The organism is Streptomyces sp. NPDC002851 (assembly GCF_053591935.1).
On the sequence record NZ_JBSFUT010000032.1, the window covers coordinates 78,115 to 100,441 of the forward strand.

At 68.7% G+C, this 22,327-nt stretch carries 23 protein-coding genes; 11 read left to right on the forward strand and 12 right to left on the reverse strand.

The features are described 5' to 3' along the window. Positions 1–88 precede the first annotated feature (88 nt). Together ACWD10_RS28450 and ACWD10_RS28455 are read right to left on the reverse strand one after the other, a co-directional pair. A complete protein-coding gene (locus ACWD10_RS28450; protein ID WP_451095995.1) occupies positions 89–1,627 on the reverse strand; it encodes a M28 family metallopeptidase in 1,539 nt (512 codons plus the stop codon). Between the two features lie 182 nt (positions 1,628–1,809). Further along, entirely contained in the window at positions 1,810–2,409 is a 600-nt protein-coding gene (locus ACWD10_RS28455) for an HhH-GPD-type base excision DNA repair protein (RefSeq protein WP_451095946.1), read from the reverse strand. 124 nt (positions 2,410–2,533) lie between these two features. Here ACWD10_RS28455 and ACWD10_RS28460 point away from each other — a divergent pair, with 124 nt between their 5' ends. Continuing rightward, on the forward strand, positions 2,534–3,460 hold the full coding sequence (locus ACWD10_RS28460; RefSeq protein ID WP_451095948.1) for a cation diffusion facilitator family transporter: 927 nt from the start codon (positions 2,534–2,536) through the stop codon (positions 3,458–3,460). A gap of 33 nt (positions 3,461–3,493) precedes the next feature. Here ACWD10_RS28460 and ACWD10_RS28465 read toward each other — a convergent pair whose 3' ends face one another. Further along, the gene (locus ACWD10_RS28465) at positions 3,494–4,141 is read right to left on the reverse strand and encodes a TetR/AcrR family transcriptional regulator (RefSeq protein ID WP_451095950.1); all 648 of its coding nucleotides are present in this window, start codon (positions 4,139–4,141) and stop codon (positions 3,494–3,496) included. Between the two features lie 180 nt (positions 4,142–4,321). Here ACWD10_RS28465 and wrbA point away from each other — a divergent pair, with 180 nt between their 5' ends. Then, positions 4,322–4,918 carry an NAD(P)H:quinone oxidoreductase gene (wrbA, locus tag ACWD10_RS28470; protein ID WP_451095952.1) on the forward strand — a complete coding sequence of 199 codons (597 nt, stop codon included), beginning with the start codon at positions 4,322–4,324 and terminating at the stop codon, positions 4,916–4,918. A 52-nt stretch (positions 4,919–4,970) separates the two neighbouring features. On the opposite strand, the gene ACWD10_RS28475 is transcribed toward wrbA, so the two are convergent. Beyond that, entirely contained in the window at positions 4,971–7,235 is a 2,265-nt protein-coding gene (locus tag ACWD10_RS28475) for an ATP-binding cassette domain-containing protein (RefSeq protein WP_451095954.1), read from the reverse strand. A gap of 205 nt (positions 7,236–7,440) precedes the next feature. Between ACWD10_RS28475 and ACWD10_RS28480 the strand changes: the two genes are divergently transcribed. The 6 genes from ACWD10_RS28480 to ACWD10_RS28505 all read left to right on the forward strand — a co-directional run bounded on the left by ACWD10_RS28480 (position 7,441) and on the right by ACWD10_RS28505 (position 14,139). Then, positions 7,441–9,021: a flavin-containing monooxygenase gene (locus tag ACWD10_RS28480; RefSeq protein ID WP_451095956.1), complete on the forward strand. Its 1,581-nt coding sequence runs from the start codon at positions 7,441–7,443 to the stop codon at positions 9,019–9,021. Positions 9,022–9,388: 367 nt separating this feature from the next. After that, positions 9,389–9,499: a lasso RiPP family leader peptide-containing protein gene (locus ACWD10_RS28485; RefSeq protein ID WP_451095958.1), complete on the forward strand. Its 111-nt coding sequence runs from the start codon at positions 9,389–9,391 to the stop codon at positions 9,497–9,499. A gap of 215 nt (positions 9,500–9,714) precedes the next feature. Beyond that, entirely contained in the window at positions 9,715–11,268 is a 1,554-nt protein-coding gene (locus ACWD10_RS28490) for an asparagine synthase-related protein (protein WP_451095960.1), read from the forward strand. A gap of 5 nt (positions 11,269–11,273) precedes the next feature. Further along, positions 11,274–11,591, forward strand: coding sequence for a PqqD family protein (locus ACWD10_RS28495; RefSeq protein WP_451095962.1), 318 nt, complete (start codon positions 11,274–11,276; stop codon positions 11,589–11,591). A gap of 224 nt (positions 11,592–11,815) precedes the next feature. Further along, positions 11,816–12,325 carry a lasso peptide biosynthesis B2 protein gene (locus ACWD10_RS28500; protein WP_451095964.1) on the forward strand — a complete coding sequence of 170 codons (510 nt, stop codon included), beginning with the start codon at positions 11,816–11,818 and terminating at the stop codon, positions 12,323–12,325. Next, positions 12,322–14,139 carry an ABC transporter ATP-binding protein gene (locus tag ACWD10_RS28505; protein WP_451095966.1) on the forward strand — a complete coding sequence of 606 codons (1,818 nt, stop codon included), beginning with the start codon at positions 12,322–12,324 and terminating at the stop codon, positions 14,137–14,139. The genes ACWD10_RS28500 and ACWD10_RS28505 overlap by 4 nt, the downstream gene beginning before the upstream one ends. 25 nt (positions 14,140–14,164) lie before the next feature. Here the strand turns inward: ACWD10_RS28505 and ACWD10_RS28510 are convergent, their stop codons facing one another. Then, positions 14,165–14,974 (reverse strand): DUF2182 domain-containing protein, encoded by an 810-nt coding sequence (locus ACWD10_RS28510; RefSeq protein WP_451095968.1) that lies wholly within the window; start codon positions 14,972–14,974, stop codon positions 14,165–14,167. 332 nt (positions 14,975–15,306) lie between these two features. Here ACWD10_RS28510 and ACWD10_RS28515 point away from each other — a divergent pair, with 332 nt between their 5' ends. Continuing rightward, on the forward strand, positions 15,307–15,960 hold the full coding sequence (locus tag ACWD10_RS28515; RefSeq protein ID WP_451095970.1) for a DUF1326 domain-containing protein: 654 nt from the start codon (positions 15,307–15,309) through the stop codon (positions 15,958–15,960). Between the two features lie 319 nt (positions 15,961–16,279). On the opposite strand, the gene ACWD10_RS28520 is transcribed toward ACWD10_RS28515, so the two are convergent. From ACWD10_RS28520 to ACWD10_RS28535, 4 genes are all read right to left on the reverse strand, one after another. Next, a complete protein-coding gene (locus tag ACWD10_RS28520; protein ID WP_451095972.1) occupies positions 16,280–16,702 on the reverse strand; it encodes a PIN domain-containing protein in 423 nt (140 codons plus the stop codon). After that, complete coding sequence (locus ACWD10_RS28525; protein WP_318325532.1) at positions 16,699–16,914, reverse strand: type II toxin-antitoxin system VapB family antitoxin; 216 nt, start codon at positions 16,912–16,914, stop codon at positions 16,699–16,701. Before ACWD10_RS28525 ends, ACWD10_RS28520 begins: the two co-directional genes overlap by 4 nt. Positions 16,915–17,701: 787 nt before the next feature. Then, entirely contained in the window at positions 17,702–18,691 is a 990-nt protein-coding gene (locus tag ACWD10_RS28530; RefSeq protein WP_451095975.1) for a hypothetical protein, read from the reverse strand. A gap of 273 nt (positions 18,692–18,964) precedes the next feature. After that, positions 18,965–19,234: a hypothetical protein gene (locus ACWD10_RS28535; RefSeq protein ID WP_451095977.1), complete on the reverse strand. Its 270-nt coding sequence runs from the start codon at positions 19,232–19,234 to the stop codon at positions 18,965–18,967. A 113-nt stretch (positions 19,235–19,347) separates the two neighbouring features. Between ACWD10_RS28535 and ACWD10_RS28540 the strand changes: the two genes are divergently transcribed. Continuing rightward, positions 19,348–19,560 carry a hypothetical protein gene (locus ACWD10_RS28540; RefSeq protein ID WP_451095979.1) on the forward strand — a complete coding sequence of 71 codons (213 nt, stop codon included), beginning with the start codon at positions 19,348–19,350 and terminating at the stop codon, positions 19,558–19,560. A 302-nt stretch (positions 19,561–19,862) separates the two neighbouring features. Here ACWD10_RS28540 and ACWD10_RS28545 read toward each other — a convergent pair whose 3' ends face one another. The 3 genes from ACWD10_RS28545 to ACWD10_RS28555 form a co-directional block, all read right to left on the reverse strand. Next, on the reverse strand, positions 19,863–20,288 hold the full coding sequence (locus ACWD10_RS28545) for a PIN domain-containing protein (protein WP_451095981.1): 426 nt from the start codon (positions 20,286–20,288) through the stop codon (positions 19,863–19,865). Then, complete coding sequence (locus tag ACWD10_RS28550; protein ID WP_451095983.1) at positions 20,285–20,563, reverse strand: CopG family transcriptional regulator; 279 nt, start codon at positions 20,561–20,563, stop codon at positions 20,285–20,287. The genes ACWD10_RS28545 and ACWD10_RS28550 overlap by 4 nt, the downstream gene beginning before the upstream one ends. A 74-nt stretch (positions 20,564–20,637) precedes the next feature. Next, a complete protein-coding gene (locus ACWD10_RS28555) occupies positions 20,638–21,531 on the reverse strand; it encodes a phosphorothioated DNA-binding restriction endonuclease (RefSeq protein WP_451095985.1) in 894 nt (297 codons plus the stop codon). A gap of 228 nt (positions 21,532–21,759) precedes the next feature. Between ACWD10_RS28555 and ACWD10_RS28560 the strand changes: the two genes are divergently transcribed. After that, positions 21,760–21,900 carry a hypothetical protein gene (locus ACWD10_RS28560; RefSeq protein WP_451095986.1) on the forward strand — a complete coding sequence of 47 codons (141 nt, stop codon included), beginning with the start codon at positions 21,760–21,762 and terminating at the stop codon, positions 21,898–21,900. Positions 21,901–22,327: the final 427 nt, after the last annotated feature.

Consider the following 22,327-nt stretch of genomic DNA (forward strand, 5'->3'; position numbering starts at 1 on the left):
GCGGCCGGAGCCGTGACCGCCGTGCGACGAGAGCATCCCCACATGAGGATTGTTCAACGATCCTCATGCGGGGATGCTCTCTGGGTGGCTACTCCGTCACGCGCTCGTGGTCCTCATGCAGACCCCCGCCGCTGCCCTCGTCGCCCTCGGTGGGCACGGACTCCACCGGCTTCGTGAGCGAGCTCAGGTCGTGGGCGTAGGTGCCCACGGCGTTGGCGATGACGTCGATGTTGGTGTCGAACGCCGCCATGTCGATGTTCTCGAGGGTGTCGCAGGCCGCGTGGTAGCACGGGTCGTACGCGATGCCCGCCTCGCCGCCGTACTTCTCCGCCTGCTTGTCGGTCTTGACGCCCTCGGCGCCCGTGAAGGTGCCGCCGGAGGGGATGCCGACCGCGATGAACGGGCCGTAGTCGGAGCGTCCCGTGAAGTCGGTGCCCTCGTGCGGCTTGTCCGCCCGGTCGAGGAACTCGTTGATGTCGCGCTCGAGTTGGGCCGAGCCCTCGGGGCCCGCGCCCGCGCCTTCGCCGTCCGAGTCGTCGCCGTCGTACACGAACTGGCCGTAGTTGGGTGAGGCGATCATGTCGAAGTTGAGGTAGAGCGCGATCTGCTTCCGCTGCTCCTCGCTGAGCTTCTCGACCCACTTCTCGGAGCCGATCAGGCCGTTCTCCTCGGCGGACCAGAGCGCGAACCGCACCTTGTTGCGGGGCTTGGCCTTCGCCTCGCCAAGTGTCCGGGCGACTTCGAGGAGACCGGCCGAGCCGGATCCGTTGTCGTTGATGCCGGGGCCCGCGCTGACCGAGTCGAGGTGGGCGCCGAGCATCACGGTGTGGTCGGCGTCGCCGCCCGGGGTCTCGGCGATGACGTTGTTCGTCTTGCGGACCTCTTGGAGCTCGCGGATCTCGAAGTCGACGGTGAGCGCGCCGGATTCGGCCTCGGCGGCCAGCTTCTCGCCCTCGGCCTTGGTGATGCCGCCGGTCGGGATGCGGGCGACGGCGGGGTCGCCGAGGGTGCCGGAGAGGGCGCCGTCGGTGTTGTTGTAGACGATCGCGCCGACCGCGCCCGCGTCCGCGGCGGTGGCCTGCTTCTGCGCGAAGGTGCAGCCGCCGCGCTTGATCAGCGCGATCTTGCCGGTGAAGTCGCCGGAGGAGAAGTCGGCGGCTTCGCAGCCGGTGGTGTCGTCGGCCGGTACGGCGGCGATGGTGGCCCGAATGCCGCCTTCCGGGGTCGACTTGGTGTACGTCATCGACTTGATCTCGACGTCGCGGGGCGCGGGCGAGACGACGGCGAGACGCTGGGCGAGCGTCTCGGTGTAGGTGAACTCGAAGGAGTCGTACGAGACGTCGTACCCGGCCTTCTTGAACATCTTCGCGGCGTACGCGGCCGAGGCGTCGTGACCCGGCGAACCGGCCGCCCGGTGGCCGCCGTTGGCGTCGGCTATCTCCTGGAGCTTTTGCAGGTGGTCGTGGGCCTTGGCCGCGGTCGACGTCCGGACCAGCTTGGTGGCCAGCTTGCGGGCGTCGTGGGTGGGGTTGCCGTGGCCGGTGCCGTGGGCGCGGTCGGCGGTGGCGGTGCCGGCGGAGGCGAGCAGGAGTGGTGTCGCGAGCGCGGCGGCGGCGAGAGCCGCCAGGGTTCTGTGTGTCTTCACAGAGGTCCTTTCCCCGAGGGTGTTGGGCGTACGGCTTGGCCCGAGGCCGGTGCCGTACGAGGTGGAAGGAACCTAGCGACGCCCGTGACCTCGGGGAAGGGGTGTGAATGAGTTAGGTCCTGTCCTCAAACTCCCGCCTATGCCCGCGAGTTTGAGGACAGGACCTAACTCCGCGGGGGTTTCGCCGCCTTTGCCGCCTTGGCCGCGGCTTTCAACTCCTGCTTGTTCGCCCGGACTTTGGCCAGCGACTCGGGGCCCGTGATGTCCGCCGCCGAGCGGTACGCCCCCTTCTCGCCGTACGAACCAGCGGCCTCGCGCCAGCCCTTGGGCTGTACGCCGTACTGCTTGCCGAGCAGCGCCAGGAAGATCTTGGCCTTCTGTTCGCCGTAGCCGGGCAGCGCCTTGAGGCGGGCCAGGAGCTCCTTGCCGTCGGCGACATCGGCCCAGATGGCCTCGGCGTCACCGTCGTACTCCTCGACGAGGTACCGGCAGAGCTGCTGCACCCGCTTGGCCATCGACCCCGGATAGCGGTGCACCGCGGGCTTCTCGGAGAGCAGCGCGGCGAACGCCTCCGGGTCGTACGCGGCGATGTCATGGGCGTCGAGGTCGTCCGCGCCCATGCGCTGCGCGATGGTGTGCGGCCCCGCGAACGCCCACTCCATCGGCACCTGCTGGTCGAGCAGTGCGCCGACGAGGGCGGCGAGGTGGCTGCGGCCGAGCAGTTCGTCCGCGGCGGCGTCCTGGGCAAGGTGAATCTCGGTCATGGCCCGATCATGCGGCTCCAGGAGTGGGGTTGCGATCGGGGTGGAGCCAGGTGGGGGGCGGGCGGCGCGCGTGGCTCGGCCGGTCCGGTGGTGACGGGCGGGGCCCGGTGGTCGACTGGGGCGTATGGGCCACGAGCACGGCGTGGGGTCCGTGGTGTCCGGCACCCCGACCGGGGCGTACCGCTCCCGGCTTCTGATGACCATCGGCATCAGCGTCTTCATCACGCTGCTCCAGGTCGTCGGCGGGCTGCTCTCCGGCAGCCTCGCGCTGCTCGCGGATGCCGCGCACAGCCTCACCGACGCGATCGGCGTCTCGCTCGCGCTGGGCGCGGTCACGCTGGCCCAGCGGGCGCCGACGCCCCGGCGGACGTTCGGCTTCTACCGCGTGGAGATCTTCTCCGCGGTCCTCAACGCGCTGCTGCTCCTCGGGATTTTCGTCTGGGTGCTCGTCTCGGCGATCCGGCGGTTCCACGAGCCGGTCGAGGTGCAGGGCGGGCTCGCCTTCGTCATCGCGGCGCTCGGCCTGTTCGCCAACCTGGTGGGGCTGTGGCTGCTGCGCGAGGGGAAGGGGAAGAGCCTCAATCTGCGGGGCGCGTATCTGGAGGTGCTCGGCGACGCGCTCGGCTCGATGGCCGTGATCGTGGGCGCCCTGGTCATCTACTTCACCGGGTGGCAGGCCGCCGACCCGATCGCCGCGATCGTGATCGGGGTACTGATCGTGCCGCGCTCCGTCTCGCTCCTGAAGGACGCCGGGCTCGTGCTGCTCGAGGCCACGCCCCAGGACGTGGACCTCGCGGAGGTACGTCAACACCTGCTCGATGAGCCGGGCGTGGTGGCGGTGCACGACCTGCACGCCTGGACCGTGACCTCCGGGATGCCGGTGCTCATGGCGCATGTGGTGGTGGAGCCCGCCGTGCTCGCTCAGGAGGACCGGGGCCGCCTTCTGCGCCGGCTCCAGGCCTGCCTCGGCGACCATTTCGACGTCGCGCACTCGACGCTTCAACTGGAGCCGGTGGGGCATGGGGAGGGCGAAGGGGCGCTGCACGACTAGGGGTTGAGGGGAGAGTCGAGTGCCCCTCGGCCGTCACTCCCTACCGTTGCGTGGAGCCAGGCCCGCGTGCCCGAGCAGTTCGTCCAGGGCGTCCTTGATCCGCCCGGCCGGTACCTCCCGCTCGGCGCGCAGGTGGTGGATCAGGCTCGGTGTCAGCGGAGCGAGGAGCAGATGGGCGAGGACGGGGGCATCCGCGTCGGGCCGAATCGCGCGGATCAGCATGGACACATGGGTGTGCAGCGTGGGGTAGGGACCCCGGCTGTAGCGCGCGGTCGGTGAGCCCGCGTGTTCGGCCGCGAGCATCATCGCCCGCTGCTCGTCCACGTGGTCGGCGAGCGCGTGCAGAAAGGCACGCAGGCGCTCGGCCGGTGGGGCGTTCGGGCCGAGCGGCGGTGGCCCGGACAGAAAAGCCTGCTGCAACTGCTGCTCGCGGTCGTCCAGAAGGGCCATGAGCAGCGCGGATACGTCACTGAACCGGCGGTAGACCGTCCCCACGCCGATCCCGCTGGCGCGCGCGACCGCGTTCATCGTGACCGCGCCGGGTCCGCGCTCGGCGACGATCGTCGCCGCGGCGTCCAGGATCTTGCGCCGGTTGCGCGCGGCGTCGGCGCGCTCGGTCGGCGGCTGGTCGGCCAGGGGCAGCAGGCCGTGGTGCGGGGGTAGGTGTGGCTGGTCCTTCATGTTCCGAGCGTACCCGCGGAGCAGGTGAAGCGGAAAGTTATCCGCTTCTTCGCCGGAACCTCTTGCGAACCGGATAGCGATCCGGTTCACTGGTCAACGACAGGAAGCGGATAGTGATCCGGTTCAGCCCTCCAGATCTTCCAGACCTTCTCGACCTCGTGCTTTCGAAGGGACCCCGTCATGACCGCCAAGATCGCTGTCGTCTACTACTCGGCGACCGGCACCGTGCACCAGCTCGCCCAGGCCCTCGCCGAGGGCGCCCAGAAGGGCGGCGCCGAGGTGCGCCTGCGCCGGGTGGCCGAGCTCGCGCCGGACGCCGCCATCGACGCCAACCCCGACTGGCGTGAGCACGTCGAGGCCACCAAGGACATCGAGGTCGCCACGCTCGACGACCTGGAGTGGGCGGACGGGTATGCGTTCGGCTCGCCGACCCGGTTCGGGAACGTCGCCAGCCAGCTGAAGCAGTTCGTCGACACCACCGGCGGGCTCTGGCAGCGCGGCGCCTTCCAGGACAAGACGTTCACCGGCTTCACCAGTGCGCACAACGCACACGGTGGCAATGAGTCGACGCTGCTCGCGCTCTACAACACCGCCCACCACTGGGGCTCGCTGATCGTCTCGCCCGGCTACACCGACGAGACCGTGTACGCCGCGGGCGGCAACCCCTACGGCACCGTGCACCCGGGCGCCAACGGCCCGGTCAGCGAGAACGCCCTCCGGGCCGCCCGCCACCAGGGCGAGCGGCTCACGAAGATCACGGCCAGGCTGCTCGGCTGAACCTGCCGGGAGCGGGCGGGGAGCGCGGGGCTTCCCGCCGTACTCGCGAGGATCAGGCCCCCACGTACTCCCGCAGATGCTGTGCCGTCAGCGTCTCCGAGGAGGCCACGAGGTCGGCGGGCGTGCCGGTGAACACCACGCGCCCGCCGTCGTGACCGCCGCCCGGGCCCAGGTCGACCAGCCAGTCCGCGTGCGCCATCACGGCCTGGTGGTGCTCGATGACGACGACCGTATTGCCGTCGTCCACGAGCCGGTCGAGGAGCGCGAGCAGCTTGTCCACATCCGCCAGGTGCAGCCCGGTGGTGGGCTCGTCGAGGACGTACGTCGAGGACTTCTCGGCCATGTGGATGGCGAGCTTGATGCGCTGCCGCTCGCCGCCGGACAGGGTGTTGAGCGGCTGTCCGAGCCGCAGATAGCCCAGGCCGACATCAACGAGACGGGCCAGGATCGTGTGCGCCTGGCCGCTCGGGAAGAAGTCGTACGCCTCGGCGACCGACATCCCCAGGACCTCGCTGATGTTCCGGCCGCGCAGCGTGTACGTCAGGACCTCGGGCGTGAACCGCTTGCCCTCGCACTGCTCGCACACCGAGGCGACCCCGGCCATCATCGCGAGGTCGGTGTAAATGAGCCCGATGCCGTTGCACTTCGGGCAGGCGCCCTGCGAATTCGCGCTGAACAGCGCCGCCTTGACGCCGTTGGCCTTGGCGAAGGCGGTACGGATCGGGTTGAGCAGCCCCGTGTACGTCGCCGGATTGGAGCGCCGCGAGCCGCGGATCGGCGACTGGTCGGCCACCACCACGCCGTCCCGCCCCGCCAGATACCCGTGGATCAGCGAGCTCTTGCCGGACCCGGCGACGCCCGTGACCACGGTCAGGACGCCCTCCGGAATGTCCACGTCGACGCCCTGCAGGTTGTGCAGATCGGCGCCCCGGATCGCCAACTGCCCGCGCGGCTCGCGCACTTGGTCGCGGAGCTTGGCACGGTGGCCGAGGTGGCGGCCGGTCAGCGTGTCCGAGTCGCGGAGCCCGGCCACATCGCCCGTGTAGCAGATCCGGCCGCCCTCGGTACCGGCCCCCGGACCCAGGTCCACGACGTGGTCGGCGATCTCGATCACCTCGGGCTTGTGCTCCACGACGAGCACCGTGTTGCCCTTGTCCCGCAGGAGAAGCAGCAGGTCGTTCATGCGCCGGATGTCGTGCGGGTGCAGGCCGATGGTCGGCTCGTCGAAGACGTACGTCACGTCGGTGAGGCTGGAGCCCAGGTGCCGCACCATCTTCACGCGCTGCGCCTCGCCGCCGGAGAGCGTGCCCGCGGGCCGGTCCAGGCTCAGATAGCCGAGCCCGATCTCCACGAGCGAGTCGAGCAGATGCTTGAGCGTGTCGACGAGCGGCCGCACGCCCTCGGCGTCGACGCCCCGCAGGAAGTCGGCCAGATCGTTGATCTGCATCGCGGAGCACTCGGCGATGTTCTTGCCGCCGATGGTCGAGGACCGCGCCGCTCGGCTGAGCCGGGTGCCGCCGCAGGCCGGGCAGTCGGTGAAGACCACGGCCCGGTCGACGAACTTCCGGATGTGCGGCTGCAGCGCGTCCCGGTCCTTGACCAGCCAGCTGCGCTGCATCTTGCCGATCAGGCCCTCGTACGTGAGGTTGCTGGTCCCCACCTTGACCTTGGTGACCGGCTTGCGGAGCAGGTCCTCCCACTCGGCATCGGTGTACGCGGCGAGCTTCTTGTCCGGGTCGAGGAACGGCGCCGCGACGACGACCGACCAGGGCCACGAGTCGACGGCGTACCCGGGTATCAACAGCGCGCCCTCATTGAGCGACTTCGACCGGTCCACGAGCTGATCGAGGTCGATGTCCGAGACCTGCCCGAGCCCCTCGCACTCGGGGCACATGCCCTCCGGCAGATTGAAGCTGAAGGCGCCGGACGTGCCGATGTGCGGGGTGCCGAGGCGGCTGTAGACGATCCGCAGCATGCTGTAGGCGTCCGTGGCGGTGCCCACCGTGGAGCGCGAGTTGGCGCCCATCCGCTCCTGGTCGACCACGATCGCCGCGCTCAGATTGCGCAGCGCGTCCACCTCGGGGCGGGCCGGGCTCGCCATGAAGGACTGGAGGAAGGCGCTGTACGTCTCGTTGATCAGACGCTGCGACTCGGCGGCGACGGTGCCGAAGACCAGGCTGGACTTGCCGGACCCGGAGACCCCCGTGAACACGGTGAGGCGGCGCTTGGGCAGGTCGAGCGAGACGTTCCGAAGGTTGTTCGCGCGGGCGCCGCGGACCTGGATCAGGTTGTGGCTGTCGGCGGGCGGTGCGGTCACGGCGGCTCCTGGGGCTCGAGGTGGTTGGTGGGGATCCCAAGTGGTGGGCGATCTCAAGTGGTGAGGGGTCCCAAAAAGCGTACACCGTACTCAGTCTCGGGTGAGGGGTATTTTTGTGGCGTTGACGCTGTTGACAGAGTGTCGATACGGTCGCCGGGAGATACCGTCCGCACCGTCAACTGCCGTCGTACGACTGGGGAATGACATGCCGGAGGCATCGCACGAATCCGTCGGATCGGCCGGGGGCGCCGAGTCCGGGGGCGCCGAGCACGGCGAGTACGCCGAGTACGGCGAAGAGATCGAGTACGTGGACGTACTGATCGTCGGCGCCGGGCTCTCCGGCATCGGGGCCGCCTGCCACCTGCGGCGCGAGGCCCGCGGCAAGAGCTTCGCCATCCTGGAGAGCCGACGGTCCATAGGCGGCACCTGGGACCTCTTCCGGTACCCGGGCATCCGCTCCGACTCGGACATGTACACCCTGAGCTACTCGTTCCGGCCCTGGACCGACAACCGCGCCATCGTCGACGGCACCTCCATTCGCGCGTACATCCAGGACACCGCCCGCGCCTATGGCGTGGACCGTGCCATCCGCTACGGCCACCGGGTGGTACGGGCCGACTGGTCCTCGGAGCGTGCGCATTGGCGCGTCACGGTGGCGCGGGAGACCGAAGGCGGCGCTACTGAAGAGGTCCGGATCGACTGCGGCTTCTTCTTCTGTTGCTCCGGTTACTACCGCTACGACGAGGGCTACGCCCCCGACTTCCCCGGCATCGAGAACTTCCGCGGCCGTGTCGTCCACCCACAGGACTGGCCCGAGGACCTGGACCACGCGGGCCGGCGAATCGTGGTGATCGGCAGCGGCGCCACCGCCGTCACCCTCGTCCCGGCCCTGGCCGAGACCGCCGAACACGTGACGATGCTCCAGCGCTCGCCCAGCTACGTCGTGCCCCTGCCCTCGCGCGAACCGCTCGCCCGGCCGCTGCACCGGTTGCTCCCGGAGCGGGCCGCGGGCAGCACCCTGCGCTGGCGGAACGCGCTGCTCCAGATCGCCACGTACCAGCTCAGCAGGCGCGCGCCCCGGGCCGTTCGCAAGGGCCTGCGCGCCGCCGTGCGCAGTCAGCTGCCGTCCGGCTACGACGTGGACACGCACTTCCGTCCGTCGTACGACCCCTGGGACCAGCGGCTCTGTGTCGTACCGGACGGGGACCTGTTCCGCGCGCTCCGCAGCCGCCGGGCCGACGTGGTGACGGACGCGATCGAGGGCTTCACGGAGAACGGCATACGGCTCGCCTCCGGCGCGGAGCTCGCCGCCGATGTCGTGGTCACCGCCACCGGGCTCAACCTGCTGGCCTTCGGCGGCCTGGAGATGACCGTCGACGGCAAGCCGGTGGAGCCGCGGGACACGGTCGCGTACAAGGGCATGATGCTGTCCGGCGTCCCCAACTTCGCGTTCACGCTCGGCTACACGAACGCTTCCTGGACCCTCAAGGCGGATCTCGTCGCGCGGTACGTCTGTCGCCTCCTGCGCCACATGGACCGGCGCGGTCACCGGGTGTGCACGCCCCGGGCCCCGCGCTCGGCCCGCGGCCTGCGGCCGCTCATCGACCTGAAGTCCGGGTACGTGCAGCGCGGCCTGGACCGGCTGCCGAAGCAGGGCCCAACGGCGCCGTGGCGGCTCTACCAGAACTATGCGCGGGACGTCCTGCTGCTGCGGCGGGGCAGGGTCGACGACGGGGGAATGCGGTTCGGCATGATCGATCGCAAAAAAGTGGACAGAACCCCTTGACGTATGACAAACAGCGAGGAAAATCTCAAATACACCAGAAAACCAGAGCGAGCCGCACCCCCGATGGAGACGTCCGTCGGTCGCGTGAAGACCCACTCGTTGGCTCTGGCTAGGCCCCCGGCAGATCCACTCGATCTCGTAAGTTCCCGAAGACGTTCGAGGCTTACGAAACCGAGAACGGACTACCGGGGACTGCATGTGTGTAGGTAGTGACTGTATGTAGGACGAGGGCCCCGACCGGTTCACCGGCCGGGGCCCTCGTCGTATTCTTTACCGGTTCTTTCCCAGTGATCTCGAAGCGGCCTCTCGAGAAGACATTCCGAGCAGATCGGAATAGATTATGCATGAGGGGAAGAAGGTGAAGTAGATGCTGAGGTACACAGCTCCGACGGTGACCCGCCTCGGGCGGATCGAAGAATTGACCGGACAGCTTCGTCGCGGTGTTCCTGACCTTCTCGGCCACGGCAACATTCTGTGAGAAGTGATAGGGCGAGCCCCTTGCCTGCTGCCTCAACAGGCAGTCAGGCGGGGGCTTTTGCATCTGACCGGCACCTTGTGATCGATCTGGTGGGGTGCTCGGGGCGTAGTGCGCCCGGCACTCCGCGCATTTCCTCGGATGTGCAATATTCCTCCTTTCAATGGTTGAGTCCGGGAGTTATCGAGGGTCCGCCGCAACCCGAAAACGGTGCACGCGTGCTTTTTTCCGGGCCTCTTCTCTTTCGTCCATCACTGGAATTTGTCCAGCGTATTTCCGATGCGGTCGCGGACGCGCGTTACCGGGCCCTCGCCGGGGTCCTCAGGACGCTGCCCGCGGAGCTCTCCGGATGTGTCGTCACGCCGGAGCGGGTCGTCCTGTTCCGCGGCCTCTCCAGCCCCGACCAGATCTTCCACCGGCGGACCGGAACGGATGTCTCCTGGTCCTCGGACCCCAGGGACCTCCTGGACGGCCGCCTCCCGGACTTCGACCGCGAGAGCCTCTGGCGGAGCTGCCGCGGCGAGGACGTGCTGCTCTATCCGCACCTCGGGCAGCTGCGCTCCGGCCAGTTCGCCGTCCTCGGCCCCCGCACCACCCGTACCGAGACGTACGAGCGCGCCACCCCCCTCGAGCTGCCGCGCCGCACCCCGCTGCGCGCGTACGCCCGCCTCGCCTACGACCTGCTCCTCGAGGAGACCCGCCGCTACGCCCCGGGCGAGGGCGGCCCGGACCGGGTCGGCATCCTGCTCTCCGGCGGCGTCGACTCGGCCACCGTCCTTGCGGCGCTCGCCGACCACGGCGGCTGTGACGTCACGGCGTACCACATGGGCACCGACGACCCGGCCGCCGACGAGAGCGGGTACGCGCGGGCGGTCTGCCGCCACCTCGACGTCCCCCTGGTGACCGTCCCCCGCGCCGCGGCCGACGACGACTACTTCGCCACCAGCTGCGACCTGCCCCACCCCTTCAACCACGTCTGGCTGCGCTCCCTGGAACGCGTCGCCGACCGGATCGCGGCGGACGGCATCCGGGTCGTCCTGTCCGGCCTGGAGGGGGACATGCTCTTCGGCCCGCTGCGGTACGGGCTGCACGACGTCCTCCGGGGCGACATAGCGCCGTACGAGAAGTGGCACATGCTGCACGGCCTGCTCGGCACCCGCTGGGAACTGAGCCGCATCCTGCGCAGCGCCCGGCCCTCGTACTCCCTCTACGCCGACCCGGAAGGGCTCGCCGAGGTGGAACTCGGCAGCGACTTCCTCATCCCGGTGCCGGACGCCGGGCCCGAGGCGTACGACGCCGACTTCGCGCCCCAGGAACACACGCTGAACCTCGCCCTCTGGCGGCCCCGCGGCATCCATCTCGCCAAGCCCCTCGGCGGACGGCTCCTGCGCCGCCTCGCGGCCCGGCTCCCCGACGCGTACCGCCTGATCCCGCACGCCGGACGCACCATCGACAAGCCGGTGCTGCGCCTCGCCGCCGCCCACCGGCTGCCGCCCGAGGTCTGGCGCCACTACGGACGCACCTGGCTGGGCTCGCCCGACGAGACCTGGTGCCTGCGCCACCCCGACACGCTCGCCCGGATCCTCGGCGCCCCCGATGCCCGCCTGAGCGCCCTCGGCGTCGTCGACCCGAGGCGCCTCGACGCGGTACTCGCGGACCCCCGCGCGCTGCGCCGCAATGCCGAGAACCTGCTCTGCTCCACCATGGTCGAGCTCTTCCTGCGCGACCTCGAAGCCCGACTCCGCCCCCACACGGCGGACGACCGGAGGTGACCGCCATGCCGCTGCTCCGGCTCACCGAACAGACCGTCTTCGACCCCGCCGACGGCGCGGGCATCCTGCTCGACGGGGCGGACGGCGCGTACTACGAGCTGAACCCCGTCGCCACCCTGATGCTCCAGGCCGCGCTGCGCTTCGACACCACGGAGGACGCGGTACGGGACCTCGCGCAGCGCATCGACGCCACCGAGGCCGTGCTCCGCGACGGGCTTGCCGAGCTCGCCGGGCAGCTCGCTGAGACGCGTCTTGCCGAGCGTGGTGGCGTGTCCGGTGATGGTGAAGGTGGCGGCGACTACGGCGGCGGCGAGGGGTCATGACGGAGTCGGGCGCTGGTGCGGGCGTTGGTACGGGCGCTGGTTCAGGCGTCGGTTCCGGTGCTGGTTCGGGCGCCGGTTCGGTTGTCGATCGGGTCGGTGGTTCGGTCGTTGATCCGGTCGCGGCGTGGGAGTTCTTGCTCTGGGATCCCGGGCCATCGCCCGCCGCCGGGCCCGCCGCTCGCGGTGGCGGGGTGGCTCGTTCGTCTCGTCGTTCGTCTCGTCGGGTGCCTCGTCGGGTGCGGCTGCTCGCCGCTGCTCGCACCGTTCGGGCCGCGCGGCTGCTGCGGCGGCGCGGCTGGGGCGAGGCGCAGCGGTACCTGCGGGCGCAGCGGCCGGTGGTGCACGCCGATGTCCGGCTCCGGCGTGAGCCGTCGGAGGCGGTCCGGCTCGCCCGTCGCGAAGTGCTGCCCTGCCTCACGGCGTTGCGCCTCGCCGACCCGAACGCGCTCTGCCTGGCCCGTTCGTACGCGCTCGTCACCTACCTCACCGCGCTCGGGCTGCCCGCCGAACTCGTCGTGGCCCGGCAGCGCTCGTCGATCGGCGGCCGGTTCGCCTTCCACGCCTGGGCGGAGCTGTACGGGGAGGTGCTCGCGGACATTCCCGGGGTCAGGACGGGATACACGGTGTTGCAGCGCGTCGGTTCCGAGCAGGTACGGGGAGCGGGGACGGGGGCGGGGGCGGGGGCGGAGGCGGTCGACGCGAACCGACGGGCGGCGTCCGGGAGCGCCGCATGAGGATCCGACGGGCCGCCGCACCCGCGGCACCCGCTCCCGCCGCACCCGGCGGCCGACGCACGGGCACGCAGGAGATCCGGCGCATCCTGCGCGGGCACGGCCGCCGGATCTCCCTGGCCGCGGCCCTTGCCCTGGCCGGGTCCGCGCTCGCGCTGGCCCAACCCCTGGTCGTCAAGCGGGTCATCGAGGCGGCTGGCGCGGGCGCCGCGATGGCCGGTGCCATCTGGCTGCTCGTCGCGCTCTTCCTCGCGCAGGCCGCCGTTCAGGCCGTGGCACGTTACGTACTCGCCCGCACCGGAGAGGGCGTCGTGCTCGGTCTGCGCCTGGGCCTCATCGCCCACCTCTTGCGCCTGCCGATGCGTACGTACGACCGTCACCGCACCGGCGACCTGATCGCCAGGACGACCGCCGACAGCACCGCGCTGCGCATGCTCGTCTCGCAGGGCTTCACCGACGCGCTGACCGGCAGCATCGGCCTCGTCGGCGTCGTCGTCCTGATGGTGTGGCTGGACTGGGTGCTGTTCCTGCTGGTCCTGGCCGTGATCGTGCTCGGCTCGCTGGCGGTGGCGTCGGTGCTGCGCGGCATCGAACGGGCCTCGCTGCACGCACAGGAGGCCACCGGCGCGATGACCGCCGAACTGGAGCGCGCGCTCGGCGCCATCCGCACGGTGCGCGCCAGCCGCGCCGAGGAGCGCGAGACGTCGCGTATCGGGGAGCAGGCCCGGTCCGCGTACACCCAGAGCGTGCGCGTCGGCGCGCTTGACGCGGTGGTCGCTCCGGCGATCACGCTCACCATCAACGGCTCGTTCCTGCTGGTGCTCCTGATCGGCGGCATACGGGTCGCCGGGGGCGACGGCTCGGTGGCCGACCTGGCCGCGTTCCTCCTCTACATGCTCTATCTCATGTCCCCCGTGGCGGCCGTCTTCCAGGCCCTGAGCACCATGCGCCAGGGCCTGGGCGCACTACGACGCATCAGCGAGGTCCTGGACCTGTCCAGCGAGGCCGGGGCGGACCGGCAGGCCGCACCCAAGCCCGAACTGGAACCCGAACCGGCTGCGGCGTCCGGGACCACTCCCGTTCTGGAATTCCAGAACGTCCGCTTCGGCTACGAGCCGGGCCAACCGGTCCTGTGCGGCATCTCCTTCACGGTCCCGCAGCGCGGCCACGTCGCCCTCATCGGCAGCTCCGGGGCGGGAAAATCCACCGTCTTCGCCCTGGCGGAACGCTTCTACGAACCCGACGCGGGCCGCATCCTCTTCGAGGGCCAGGACATCCGCACCCTGGACAGAACCGAGCACCGCGCCCGTATCGGCCTGGTGGAACAGCACGCTCCGGTGTTGTTCGGCACGCTGCGCGAGAACCTGTTGTACGCCGCACCGGATGCGAACTCCGCCGAACTGGACCGGGCCGTCGAACTGGCCCAACTGACGGACCTGGTCGACCGGTTCCCGCTCGGCCTGGACACGGCGGCCGGAGAGCGCGGCATGTCGCTGTCCGGCGGCGAGCGCCAACGCATCGCCCTCGCCCGCGCGCTGCTCACCCGCCCCGCCCTCCTGCTCCTCGACGAGCCGACGGCCCACCTGGACGCGGCCAACGAGGCCGCCCTGCGCCGCTCCATCCGCCAGATCACCCAGGAGTGCGCCCTCCTGGTCATCGCCCACCGCCACTCGACGATCCGCGCCGCCGACCTCGTGGTCGTCCTGGACGACGGCCGCGTAGTAGCCGCAGGCACCCACGACGAACTCCTCGCCACCAGCGACCACTACCGCCACCTGGCCCGCACCCAGGAACCGGGCGACGTCCTCCGCGGCTAGGCACTCTCTTTCAGGAACGGATGCTTCAGGAGTGCTGGAGTCCGGGCAGCAGCAAGCCCTGAAGGAGCCCGAGCGCGCTCAGGACGGCCAGGGCCAGAAACACCGAGCCGATCACCATGCTGAACACGGGGCCCAGGCGCCACAGCTTCTCCACGAAAATGATCAGCGCGACCGCCGCCATGGCCGCGATATTCATCGAGCCCAGCGGGATGAGGAGGATCATGAGGCCCCAGCAGCAGCCGACGCAGTAGAGGCCGTGGTGGATGCCCACCCGCAGGTCCCGGGCCCTCGTACGGAAACCGGCGTAGCGCACCAGTTGGGCCATGGGGCTGCGGCAGTGGCGCAGGCAGATGTCCTTGAGCGGGCTGAACTGCTGGAGGGCGGCGGCGAGGAAGGCGGCGGCACCGATCCACCGTCCGGCCTGCGGGTGATCGGACACCAGAGCGTCGACCAGGACCAGCATCCCGTAGACGACCAGGCCGAACGCCGCCCAGGCGAGCAGGTACCCGGCCACGAACTGGGCGGTCCGGAGCGTCCGCGCGGCCCCCGATGTCTGTCGGCCGATGGCCCGGGCCCAGGTGACGGCCACCGGCGCCACGGACGGGAACATCATGGCGATCATCATGATCACCCAGAGCAGCAGGAACAGTGGCATGCTCATGCCCATCGTCCCCGGACCCATACCCAGCCCCATGCCGCCCGCCTGCGCGACCACAAGCACCCAGGCGAGCAGGGCGATCAGCGCCATGAGGGACCAGGCGGCGGCCAGCTGCCGAGCCGGGAGCAGATTGCCGGTCCGCAAGGGCGGGGTCAGCCGTTCCCGGTGGAAGAGCATGGTTCCAGCCCATCACGGACGACGGCGCGCCGCGCGTCGGTGAGGGGGCGGTCCGCCATCCCCGGTTCGTGCCCCCGCCGTTGGTGCACCCCTGGTTCGCGACCACCGTCGGTGAGAGAATGGGGGCAAATATTCCGTTATGCCGTTTGCCGGGCTGTCGAGGCGAAGCTCGGCACCAGCGCGAGGTCATTCGGGCATCAATCCGGGCATGGAACCGGGCAGTAAGCCGGGCATCAACAACAAGCTCTTGCCGATCCCACGAGCTCTTGCCGAACTTCCCCCACCGCTTGGCGCGGTGCTGCGCGGCAGTTCGTGTGCAAGGAGGCGGCGAGATGTCCGAGACGACGCAGAACATTCCGGAGTGGCACGTGTCCGGCAACTGGTTCGACACGTGCAGGTGCAATATCCCCTGCCCGTGCTCGTTCGCACAGCCGCCGACGGACGGGCACTGCGACGGCGTCCTGGCCTGGCACATCCGTGAGGGCCACTACGGGGACGTCACCCTGGACGGGCTCAACGTAATGATGCTGGGCTCGTTCGTCGGCAACGTATGGGCCGAGCACAGCGATGCGTACGGGGCGGTCTTCCTCGATGAGAGCGCCGACGACCGGCAGCGCGAAGCGCTCCAGATGATCTTCAGCGGTGCGGCCGGCAGCTGGCCCGAGGAAATGATCAACATGTTCGGGGCCGAGATGCGCGGCATGGATGTCGTCCCCATCGAGTTCGAGATCGACGACGACCTCGGCAAGTGGCGGGCCGCGATCCCCGGCCGGGTCGAGGCCAGCGCGGTCGCGCTCACCGGGCCGACCACACCCGAGGGCGGTCGCGTCCAGACGATGAACCTCCCCGGATCGGAGACGGGCCCCGGCCAGGTCGCGACCTGGGGCCGCTCGGTGGCCGACCGTGCCGACGCCTTCGGCTTCAAGTGGAGCCGCGAGGGCCAGTCCAGCAAGCACATCACCTTCGACTGGACGGGACCGAACTGAGCCCTGACACCCGGTGACCGCCCCGACGACCGCCCCGACGACCGACCCGATGAGTCGGACAACGCCGAAGGGCCCCACCGCGAACGGTGGGGCCCTTCGACATCGTGCCCGGTGAGGCACTGGCGGAGGATACGAGATTCGAACTCGTGAGGGGTTGCCCCCAACACGCTTTCCAAGTCTTCGTCTGGGGGTTCTGGGGGTTCTGGGGGTTCTGGGGTGTGCGGGGGTGTTCTGACCTGCGGTGGAGTCAACTCGGGTGGGGCTTCTGAACAATGTTGTACGGCGATGAACGACAACCAGAACTGCAACCACTACAGACCTACTTGCCGAGTTCCGGGCCGTACCACTGGAGGGCTTGCCCGGTCACTGCGGCGATGCACTCGAAGTCGTGATCGCGATGGAGCAGGGTGAGCCCCCGCAGCTCAGCGGTCGCGGCGACGACCAGGTCGACCGCTCCGGCGCTTCGGTGTTTCCCCTGCTTGGTGAGGGCTTCCTGGACCTGCCAGGCGCGGTCGTAGGCGCGGTCGTCGACGGGAACCCAGCCGAAGATTAGCCGCATGTCCTCGATGCCGCGCGTCCGGTCGGCGGCTGATCGCGCGCTGTAGAAGAACTCAAGCTCGGTGATGGGGCAGGTCGCGATGAGTCCAGCCGCGGCGGCCTGGTCCCAGCCGTACTGCTCCGCGTCCCCGCGCATGAACCGCGCGAGCGCGCTGGTGTCGATCAGGAACTGGGCCGCGTTCACCGGCGGTAGTTCTCCTTGTTCTCGAACAGCTCCAGATCAAATGCGCCGTCGCCCGCGGCGGCCCGCAGCCGGGCGAGAGCCAGGGCGCGACGCCGGCTCTCCAACACCTCGCGAAGAGCGGTGTTGACGGTCTCCTTCTTAGTGTTCGTCCCGAGGGCTTTCGCCACGTCCGCGACCAGGTCGTCGTCTAGGTCGATTACCGTCCGACTCATTCGAGCCTCCCTGATATCAAATATGGGGTCAAGTATATCTCGAGAGGTGCCTGGGCGTCGCCGTGCGACGCATGCTTTGCATACCTGGCGACGATCTCCTCGGTGTCCGTCGTGAAAAGCACGCCGCTGCCGAACGGCTCGGATTCCGGTGCGGCCGGCGGGGCCGTGAGTAGCCGGTCGGCCAGGAGTGCCGGTTCGGCGCTGTGGATGACACAGGCTGCGGGGGCGATACGCACCCGTCCCTGGCCTCGTGCGGTGTCGAGATAGGTCAGCGGCTACGGCAGGGCCGCCGTGGCGGAGGCTGCCAGGTCGGTTGTGATGTCGGTTGGGGTGCGGCCGACATCCAGGCCGCGTCCCCAGGCCGCCAGCGCCCCCGCAGCCTGCAGGCATGGCAGCGGGGAGTTGTGGCAGGACGAGTGCCACGGGCGCCGGTGTTGGAGACGGTCCGCCAGCTCAGCCAAGTCGCAAGCGTTGAGCGGGACTTCATGAGGGGCACCACGACAGACATGGAATCTGTCACGAGCGGGCAGACCGAAGTCGCTTTGGAGCTGGGTTCAAGGATGGTGCAGTTCCATGATCTGCGGAAGCCGCACGAAGACAGATCCCGGAGATCCCCTCCTGCCCGCCCCGGGCCGTGCCGACGCGACGAGACCGGCAGCAGAAGATCTGCCTTGCCGAGCCGAGTTGCCATCGCCCGTGTCAGACACTGCCCTGGCTCGTCCGTCGAGCCTGACGAAGTAGCAGCAGAGGACTGGTCCACCTCGGCAACGAAAGCATTCGTCGATTTCTATTCTCCGCCGACATGAGAAGCTCCATTCTCCACATCATCGGGATGCACGATGGAGTCCTGGATGTCCAAGATGTGCATAAGTGACTTGACCGACACGACCCGGCTATTGCCAATCCAGAGTACCCTAAAGGGGAGGGATCCCTTCCTGGCCATCTTTGTTGCTTGCGATTCTGAAAGGCCAACAATATTGGCCGCTTCGCTGAAACCGATATACTGCGGCAGGAGATCGGAAATTCGATAGTAAAGATTCTTCCCGTCCACCCAGGATCGCCCCACCTGCGCGGGAGTGATGGCGGGAGCATCTGCCTCATCACGGCAACCACTGCGGAGTTTTTCATGAAGGATCTTGACGTGGTCCATGGCTCCCATTCGTTGAAGTAGGGCTCCCGTGCGCTCGCCGCGAATTCTCTCATCGACATCCGGATCCTGCACCGCTCTGGCGTCAATGATTGACGATGCGCGCAGTGTGGAATATTCCTCATGCGCAGCGTCGGCAATCAAATACTCCGCACTTGCCGCACACGTTTCCGAGCTTCCGGTCTCCACCAGGTCGCGAGCGCTGGTGAACGCACGAGTCATCATGGTATCCAGGAGTTTCTTGGAAGGCGTGCCACCTGCCATGGAAAACCATGCCTCCAGGGCGCCTTCCATCATCGCAGACCTAATGTCAGAGACCTCATAACGCCACTGTCGTGCCAACTCTTTCGACCACCTCCCAAAGTATGGAGTCAGTAGATCTAGTAGGATCATCAGCCATTTCTCCCGATCCTGTTGGCTGCTTTCTCTCGCCAAAGTTCCAACCGACTCCCAGAGGCGCAAGCTAGCTACGGATTTCGATCGACCAAGTCGAACTTTCTCGCGCAACACCTGGTATGTGGGATGGCTCTTGATTGCACACACTTGAACATCGCCGACATGCGCACAGATGGGCTCCCCGCCGCAGTTGCGCAGAATTCGTTCATTGATGAGGCTGAAGACATCGCGCATGTTGGTTTTCCTCTCGCGCCGCCAGATTGGGCCTATGGAAAATCATGGGGCGCGTCAGCTGCAGTTTGGGGATTTCTGCTGGGATCCAGCCCCATCGAGTGAAATATGTTTGGCGGCGCGACAATATGCGGGGCATGAGTAGCGGCATTCGACAGTTTGCGTATGGCTGCGTCAACCGCTGCTGGCGCAAGTCTGGCTACCGCATGCGCTGCGGTGAACATGGCGACAAGTCCCACGGCTCGTACTGCCCTGGCGCGGCTGGTCTCCTGGGGTTCAACGTGTGCCTTGTATGGTGTTCTGCTCGGCGCGGCGTAGTTCGGTTTCCCGGTGCTGCCACAGTTCCTGGTGTTCGGCTTCCCGCTCTTCCAGCCGGCGCTGGTACTCCCTGTCGAGGCTGGCGCGTAGCTGGCCTTCGACGCTGACGTCGCGCTTGCTGAGGCACTGCTCGTGCAGGAGCTTGTGGCTGCCCCGGTTGCCGAGCGCGGGCAGGTGACGCAGAGCGCTCTTGATGCTGTCGGGTGCCGCGTTGTGGTCCTGGCACATGTGCTGACCTGAGGCCAGGTGGTACTCGAAGATGTGGTCCTGGGGCAGTCGCGCACGGCTTCTTCGACGCGGCTTCGCAACTGCCGGCCTTGGCCGTCGAAGGGGGAGGCGAAGTGGAGGCCGTTGAGGCAGATGTCCACCACGTACCGGGTTCGTTGAGGACAGCTCCGGGCCTCGTCGAGAAGCCCGATGGCGTGTTCGGCGGTGATGATGCGGCTGCCAACGGCAACGAAGAGTGGATCCTGGTGGTGCAGACCGGTGGCGAGAGCCAGCAGGGAGGCGTCGATGGCTCGTCCGGATCGACGGCCCACCCGCCGCGGTTTTGAAGGTACTGGACGGGTGTGGCGCTGCTGATGACAGCCGGGTCATGGTGGAGGCCGACGGAACCGAAGAAGGGCCCCACCGCGAGCGGTGGGGCCCTTCGACATCGTGCCCGGTGAGGCACTGGCGGAGGATACGAGATTCGAACTCGTGAGGGGTTGCCCCCAACACGCTTTCCAAGTCTTCGTCTGGGGGTTCTGGGGTGTGCGGGGGCGTTCTGACCTGCGGTGCAGTCGGGGCGGATGGGGTCTGTGGACGGCCCCGGACGTACGTGAATGAGACCAGAACTGAGACCGGGGGCGCTGGGTCACACCCTCTTGACGACGATGGACTCGGGGACCAGCTTCTCCAGATCATCCACATCCGAGGTGAAGACGGTGACCTGCCCCTTCTGCTGTCGCGCGATGACGGCGAGTACCGCGTCGATGGCGTACTTGTGGCCGTGCAGCTTGGCGTCGGCCAGGAGCCGGCGGGCCTGACGGGCCTCGTCCTTCCCGACGTCGGTGACCTTGAGCCGGGAGAGCACCCAGTCCCAGCGCTGCTCGGTGGTTCTGCCGTCGTACGCCTCGACCAGTGTCATCGGAGACGTCACCACCTCGGCCTCGCCCCGGGCCGCGAGGTCGAGCCAGGCGATCATTCTCCGGTCGCCGCGCACGGCCAGGGACAGGGCTTCGCAGTCGAGTACGAAGACGCGCAGCGGCCGCTGCCCGTGCTGACCGGCCCGCTTCTTCACGCGGCCTCTCCGGCCCTGGGCTTTCCGGCCGTGCGCCGGCGCTCGTGCTCGGCGTCGAGCTCTTCGAGCTCGGTGAACGCTGCCGCGCGCTCGTCCTCGGTCACCGGGCCGTGTTCCTCCTGCAGCCAGTCGACCAGTTCGCCGAGCCGGTCCCGGTCACGCTTGAAGCGCAGCGCCTCGGCCACGTACGCCGACAGGCCCCGCTCTGCCGCGTCCGCGCGGATCTCGTCAAGGAGATCCTCGGGGATCGTCACCGTCACCTTCTTTGTCGCCATACAAGAGACCATACTCCCGGTGTCGGGTGCCTTACCAGTGCTAGGCGCGCCTCCGGTGGCGGCAAGACCGGCCGTCAGGCGGCGGTGGTGGGGCGTGGTGCGCCGTGGAAGACCTGGCTGACGTGCCAGGCACGGTGGGCCGCGGCGATGGGGTGGGCACCCGGCTGTGGTCCGATGAGCGTGCGGCCGGAGAGCGCCAGGACATGTTCGTGGGCGGCGGAGCTACGGCCGATGAAGTGTTGCGAGACCAAGATGCGGTGGCCGTCGCCGATGCCCAGGACGCCCTTGTCGAAGAGCTTGTGGTGCAGAGAGCACAGGCACAGCCCGTTGTCGACGTCGTCCGGGCCGTCGAACGCCCACCAGCGCACGTGCGCGGCCTCCAGGCCGACGGGCACCGCGCCGATCCGGCCGTCGTAGCCGCAGAAGGCGCACTGGTACTCGTAGGCGGTCAGGACCAGCTCTCGCATCCGCCGGTCCCGCTGCCTCCGTGCGGCCGAGAGCTGTTCGGTCTCCGCCGGTTCCAGTTCCAGGCCGACGGCTTCGCACAGCTCGCTGTGGAGCGAGGGCGGGAAGTTCAGGTCGAGGAGTACCCGCGCGAGGCGTGCGAGCAGTGACGGCTCCCGTCGCAGCACCGCCCGGAGCTCCGGCGCGAGGCGTCCCGCGGCTCCCGCCGCCCTCAGCTCTCGCACTCCGCTGCCGGGGCTGCCCGGCCCGCGATCGGTGCGCACCTCCCAGACTCCATCGCTGACCAGATGGTGGAACGGGTAGGCGGGCGTCGTCCTGTTGGCCGGACCGTACTCGGTCAGGAGACGCTTCAGGTCGTCCTCCACCGCGCTGTAGCGCAGCTCGTCGTCGACATCTTGCTGGAACCGGCCGAGGGCGTACAGAAAGAGCAGGGGCTTGTGCGGAGCGCGCGCCCCGTTTCTGTTCCACTGCCGCAGCTTCGCGGTGCGCTCGAGCCAGTCCATGACGGGCGAGCGTAGTAGCGCGGGCGCGGGCATGACCCCCTGAATCCGGGAGATGGTGAACACGCGTTCGTCGTCGCGCAGTTGGCACCAGGCGTACAGGTAGGGCCGTGCCGCTCTGCGATCGGCATAAGTGCAGGTCGGCGGGGGTTGCGTGGCTAACCCGCTGAGCCCTCACTCTGTCCCGCAACCGGGCACTCGTCCGGGGCTTCTCGACTTGTTGGAGAACGTATGCCTGCCGAACGCGCTGCGATTGCCGCGCTTGGCGCAACCCTGGCCGCTCTTATCGCCGTCACCCATCCCGCACTGATTCCAGCGATGTCGATCGCCCTGATGGTCTGGGCGGCGCTCGCGCTCTACATGAAGCTTTGACATCCCGTTCAGTCACGCATGTGCAGGAGACCGTATGAAACCCGACTCAGGCCCGACGCAAGGGGCGACGTGGGGGGACGACGATGTCCCCTCGGCTCTCGATGTCCCCTCGGCTCTCCAGGCCTCCTTACCGGCCGGATGGGCGGCGGACGATGACGTGCCGTCCGCCTTTGGCATCCTCGATTCGAACGAGGACTGATCCAAGCGTGATCTTTTACCCCGGCCGCGTACGGGGGGCGTGCGCAGTGCGTTGTGTGCCCGGCGTTACCTGGCAGGTGATGCTCCAGGCCCGGCTGATGGGTGGCTGAGCCGACGAGTGCGACGCAGAACTCGAAGGGCCCCACCGCGAGCGGTGGGGCCCTTCGACATCGTGCCCGGTGAGGCACTGGCGGAGGATACGAGATTCGAACTCGTGAGGGGTTGCCCC